Below are 3,641 nucleotides of genomic sequence, written 5' to 3'. Positions count from 1 at the left end.
CAGATTAAGCTTCAAATTCATCACTCGGCGTATCATCATGATCATAGACTTCCGTCGCAACAAAACCCACAGCACAAAGCCCCTGTTAACTAGCAGATTAAGCTTCAAATTCATCACTCGGCGTATCATCATGATCAGATACTTCCGTCGCAACAACACCCACACCACAAATTTGACGATATACAATCCCCATCAGATTAAAATAGAATGGAATAAAGATAAACATACCTAAACCGGACGGTATAATTGCAATCACAAACAACAAAGCTAATAAAATAAACAGAATGGTAAATTGTGCTAAGTTTCTATGCACCAGTTTAAATGACAGTTTTAATGCCATTTGTGGTGACACCTTTTTCTCGGCAATTAACGGGTAAACCAGACTAAATGCCATATTCAGATATAACAACATCACAACAGATAACTTAAGGCCCAAATCTCCCATGGTTTGCGTTAAAACAACACTGATCACATTGGTAATTAAGCTGATAATCATGGTCGCCAGTGACAGCTTTAAGATAATATTAAAGTAATTAAACAGATGGATTGACTTGGTTTTTAAACCAATGGAATGATTAACCCCCATCATTTGCAAACCGGTTAAAAGCGGCGGTGCAATTACCAAGGTAATAATATAATTGACCAGCATTTTCCCTGTTTCATTCAAAGCAGATGATGCTTCTAACATAAGGCTGTAACTGGCAGCTAAAATAATAATGGTAAACAGACAAGCGACAACAAGCGCTAAATAATGCCTTCTTGTAATGACAAAAGCATCCTTAAAAAGTGATTTAAAATCAAGTTGGTAACCTTCGGTCAGTGATTTTTTTATATCACCGCCTAATACAAAATGTTTTTTGTTCATAACAAGCTAATGGCCTTGAAAAGTGGTGCGTTATTTTTAATAAGAGCAAACCATTGTAGGCAGTTCCATTAGCTTTTCAAGTTTATTAAGAGGTTATAATTTATGAAATAAAAATTGCAATCAATTGAGGTATGCAGCGGATAAGAGAATACTAATCATTAAAAGTTTTTATTGACGCTGATTTCATAAAAAAAATAAACAAGTATACTTAGAGATAAGCCTGTATTTTAGAATCGTGTTAATCATTGATTAAGGGGAGCTAAGATGTTTAAAAAATTAATTTATCTGCTCTGCTATTGCCTACTGTTCGTCTCAATACCGTCCTCATTCGCCACTGCCAATCAATCCGACAGATTTAATATCATTGTTTCCTATAATGTTAAATCTGATTATTTGCGCTTTTTAGATGGCCGGGATCCCCTTTCTATCAGTGATTTTTCTGCACCTAACAGTAGCCGGGATGTTGTTGAAATAATTTTACTGCAGCAAGCTCTGCATTTAGGTGGTAATAAAAAGCCTTATCGCATAATTGAAAGTAAGTCTTCTTATGTAACCATCGAGCGCCTGCACAAGGGCAGTGCTTTATTAACTGGTACCTCAGTGTGGAAATCCATGTTTGTTGTACAAGATGATCTCGATTTTTCATCGCCAGTTATTAATGATGGTCAATTTGAAGTGGGGATATATACACAACAAACTAATGAAAAAATGCTTACGGTTGAAAACCTGCAACAACTTCAGGCACGCAGTGCTGTATCAAATAGGATATGGACAGTTGATTGGTTAACCTTACAAGCGTTAAAAATTAACAAAGTTTGGCATACCGATAAGTGGTTATCTATGGTTAGGATGGTCAATAATAAACACGCTGATTTTTTGCTTTCCCCTTTTCAGTCAAACGCAGATCTGTCTTTAAATATTGATGGCATAAAACTCGTTACAGTGCCTAATATTAAAGTCGCTTTATATGGTACCCGCCATTTTGCAGTTTCAAAGAAAGCGAAAGGTTCCAAGCTTATTTTACAGCAATTAAATGATGGTATTATGCAGTTGCAGGCGAACGGTATTATCGAGAAAGCCTATCGACAAGCCGGTTTTTTCAATGAGCAGGTAGAAAACTGGCAGCGTTTAAATTAAGAACACTAAGTATGCATAGTAAGAGCCCGATAAAAACAGCTCGGACTTCAGTATGCATTAACAGAGGCTTATCTCGAATTAAGCTTATAATCCCTTTTTATATTGGACATTCGTCGAGCAAGCAATTACTTGTTTAAGCGCCGCATCAGAATCAGCAATTTCATTGACAAGATCTTCAAAAAGTCCAATCATTCGAGTTTTATCCTGCGCGATTTTACTGGTCGCGCCAATTTCAGTTAAATCAATAAAGAAGCTATCAAACATGCCCGGCAAGTCGTTGACAATATCGGTATTTAAAAATGGCTCATTGCTATAGATACTCGGGTAACCGCCCTTTTGTTTATCAATTGAAAAAGATACACCTTTGAGATTGATAATGGATGCAGACTTTTTACACTTTTGCATACATCTATCATCAATAGTTAGTTTTTTGCAGCCTACTGTTTGTTGGAAGAAACATTGCCTGCTAGTCATCAGTAAAATTGGATGATAGATACTGTAAAACAGTTTGAAATCATCTGGACGAACGATATTTTTTATCTGATTTCGATTAATTTCATTGGAAATAAATGAACCGCAACAATTAAACTCTTCCTTGATACTTAACAGGCTAAAAGAGTTAGTTATATTAAGGTAGGGTCCTGCTATCCAGTTAATGCCGTTTTCATAAGCCTGATAAGCGATGCCGGTATTATTGGTCACAATCAGTTTCGGCTGCACCTGTTTCAGAAATTCCACGGCGGCCAGATAGTCATCGCCGATTAAAATAGAGGGGAACCATGGGATTAATTTATCGTTGTTTAAAAACAGCTCAACAAGCTTAGAACATCCCTTTTTAAAACTATCAGGCAATTTATAATAGATATCGACTGATTTTAAATCACCAAGACTCACATCCTGTTCAGATGAGATCAACACTGCAAGCCGCGCTTTAGCCTCGTTTTTAGCAGGTTTATTTAAAACTGGAACTTCAACAGGATCAATAAGATTAATTGAGCCATTAAGCAGAAAAGCAATTCTGTTTTTAATACTTGTTAGCTCTTTAAAAGGGATACAAAGGGAGCTTTGCAGATTATCTAAAACGAGATTTTCAATAACATATTCAGAATTATTTAAACTCTTAAAGCGCTTTTCTATCGCACTAGCATTAATCGTCGCTTTGTCAGCCTTAATAAGAGGGCTTTCTGAAAGCACTACAAAATCACTCTCCGGAGTTGTTAGCGATACTTTTAACGGTTGATTAAGCTTACCTGAAATATCTATTACTAAAGGTACTTTAGCGATACTTAGGTCTTTAATTTTATCTTCAACAGTTTTAACCATTGCAGCTTTTTCATCATAGAGCGCTTGTTTAGCTTGTTGAATTTTTTCAGCGCCAGCCCCTGCATATTTTTGCTCAATATGTTTAAGCGTATTATCACGAGGATTATCAATAAACATCAGTTTATTAATATCCCCCTTTAAAAATGCATTGGAAAAATCTCGGTTAAATACTTTGTAAAGATCAGAGTTATCATTCAATAATTTACCGTTATCAGAGAAACTCTGCAGCTGTTTTCGCCAACTATTAACTACGGTATAAACATAACTGGGCCCTTTTATTCTTCCTTCAATCTTTAGTGAGGCAACCCCTGCATCA

3 protein-coding genes are annotated in these 3,641 nt (G+C 36.0%); 1 reads left to right on the top strand and 2 read right to left on the bottom strand.

Translation table 11 applies throughout. The features are described from left to right. Positions 1 to 97: 97 nt before the first annotated feature. Entirely contained in the window at positions 98 to 865 is a 768-nt protein-coding gene (locus AC4GME_RS13600) for a hypothetical protein (protein ID WP_490379585.1), read from the bottom strand. A 264-nt stretch (positions 866 to 1,129) separates the two neighbouring features. On the opposite strand from AC4GME_RS13600, the gene AC4GME_RS13595 reads away from it, so the two are divergent. Next, complete coding sequence (locus tag AC4GME_RS13595) at positions 1,130 to 2,002, top strand: hypothetical protein (protein WP_490376687.1); 873 nt, start codon at positions 1,130 to 1,132, stop codon at positions 2,000 to 2,002. Positions 2,003 to 2,086: 84 nt separating this feature from the next. Here the strand turns inward: AC4GME_RS13595 and AC4GME_RS13590 are convergent. Beyond that, positions 2,087 to 3,641, bottom strand: a 1,555-nt coding sequence (locus AC4GME_RS13590; protein WP_490379584.1) for a U32 family peptidase, incomplete at its 5' end; no start/stop codon positions are given.

It is taken from the genome of Psychromonas sp. (assembly GCF_983033635.1).
Note: the sequence above shows the minus strand (reverse complement) of the source record. Positions and strands in the feature narration are given on the sequence as shown.